This is a genomic window from Arthrobacter sp. 2YAF22_2, from assembly GCF_052114645.1.
Taxonomy (GTDB): domain Bacteria; phylum Actinomycetota; class Actinomycetes; order Actinomycetales; family Micrococcaceae; genus Arthrobacter.
The window spans coordinates 1-1,715 of sequence record NZ_JBFRFD010000646.1 but is presented as its reverse complement, the minus strand read 5'-3'; the positions used below and the strand labels follow the sequence as shown (position 1 = coordinate 1,715).

General features: G+C 66.9%; 3 protein-coding genes. All 3 read left to right on the top strand.

The features are described from left to right. Positions 1 to 519 (top strand): cytochrome P450 (locus AB4Y86_RS18265; RefSeq protein WP_441403562.1); only part of this gene is annotated, 519 nt, incomplete at its 5' end. Beyond that, the gene (locus tag AB4Y86_RS18260) at positions 516 to 707 is read left to right on the top strand and encodes a ferredoxin (RefSeq protein ID WP_441403561.1); all 192 of its coding nucleotides are present in this window, start codon (positions 516 to 518) and stop codon (positions 705 to 707) included. The genes AB4Y86_RS18265 and AB4Y86_RS18260, both read left to right, overlap by 4 nt. Positions 708 to 826: 119 nt before the next feature. Continuing rightward, entirely contained in the window at positions 827 to 1,441 is a 615-nt protein-coding gene (locus AB4Y86_RS18255) for a TetR/AcrR family transcriptional regulator (protein ID WP_441403560.1), read from the top strand. Positions 1,442 to 1,715: the final 274 nt, after the last annotated feature.

The following is a 1,715-nucleotide window of genomic DNA, read 5'->3' as shown; positions in this document are numbered from 1 at the left end:
GCCGGGCACATCATCCACCAGTACCTCGGCGCCGGCGTGGACACGACCATCGCCGCCATCGGGAACATCGTTGCGCTGTTTGGCCGCCACCCCGAGCAGTTCAAGCTGGTCCGGGAAAAACCGGAACTCGTTCCCGCGGCCTTCGCTGAGGTGCTGCGCTACTGGGCTCCGGTCCACATTTGGGGCCGCAAGGCAACCCGCGACGTGGAAATCGAGGGGGTCGTCATTCCGGCCGGGGCGCAGGTGGGCATCCTCTTTGGCGCCGGCAACCGCGACCCGCGCCACTACGAAAATCCGGACAGCTTTGACGTGCTCCGCAACCCGGTGGATCACCTCTCCTTCGGCTACGGTCCGCATGGCTGCGCCGGCCAGGGCCTCGCGAAGCTTGAAGCGCATGCGATCATCGAGGCCCTGGCACGGAGGGTGGAATCCCTGACCCTTGGGGACGAGGTGCGGGAGCCGAGCAATATCACCCGGAGCATCGAACGGCTTGAGGTCGTAAAGGTATCGGCCGCGTGAGGATCGAACTGGACCGCCCGCGCTGCGAGGGACACGGACTCTGCGAGGAAGCCGCGCCCCGGCTCATGCACCTTGACGACGACGGCGAACTTGTGATCGATGTCTCGGAGGTCGACGGCGCCGACCGGGACGCCGCGGAAGCAGCGGTCAGGGTCTGCCCGGTCGCCGCCCTGCGGCTGGCCGCGTAAGGACGACCCGCCGGCGTGTCAGCTGGCCGGGGCCGGCCCGAAGGGTTCCGGGACCGGTGCCGGCCAGCGCACCATTCGTCCTTTGAACAGATTCCGCACCCCACCGTTAGGATTGACCCATGTCGTCACTGCGAGAAGCCCAGAAGCAGCTGACCCGCGACATGATCGTCGAACGGGCGCTCGCGCTGTTCACCGAAAAGGGGTACGCCGCGACGACGATCGACGAGATCGCCGCGGCCGCCGGCACCACCAGGGTCACCTTCTACGCGTACTACCCGTCACGCAGTGACCTGATGAGGGACTTCATGGCTCGCGTCAACGCAGTGCTGGAGCGCGCGGACGGCCCCGACCGAACCTCGACCGCCGCCGAACTCGTCGACGTCGTGCGGGACGGCAAGCTGCCGGGCATCCTCGCCTGGCTCGAGTCGCGTGCCGCGCTTTGGCCGGTCTTCCGGCCCTACCTCGACGCCCTTGATGAAGCCGCCGCCGTCGATCGCGAGGTGCGGACCTTGGTCGAGGGCTGGCACGAGGAGGTCATCTCCGATATCGTCCGCGGCCTGCAGCAGGCCGGCCGTTTCGCCGAGGAGACACACCACATCCGCGGAACCCTCGCCTTCACCCAGCTCGACTACGTCGCGACGCTGTGGACACGCCGCAAGTTCGAGCCCAACCGCGACCATGCGCTCGAGGTGCTCGCCGACAGCTGGTACCACCTGCTCTGCGACGAAGGCTAACCAGGTTCGGAACTCCCGAGCCTCTCTCGACCCGGCCGGAACAAGATGTTTTCCTCGGACACGAATGTCAGCGGGCCGGACAGGAAATCCGTCCGCCGGCCCGCTGACATCCAGTCGACCTCAGCCAGCTAGAGGCAGCGTGCGTGCCTCACCAGCGGTGGTCAAACCGGTGGTCGAACCGGTGGTCGCGGTTGTCGCAGCGGTCCCACCAGTTCCAGTGGCTGCTGTCCCACCTGTCGCCGCGGTCACACCTTCTGTTGTCGTTATTGTGGTC

What these genes read in the sequence shown, in the direction of transcription:
- AB4Y86_RS18255 (WP_441403560.1), top strand. Translation starts at nt 827, where the DNA reads ATGTCGTCACTGCGAGAAGCCCAGAAGCAGCTGACCCGCGACATGATC.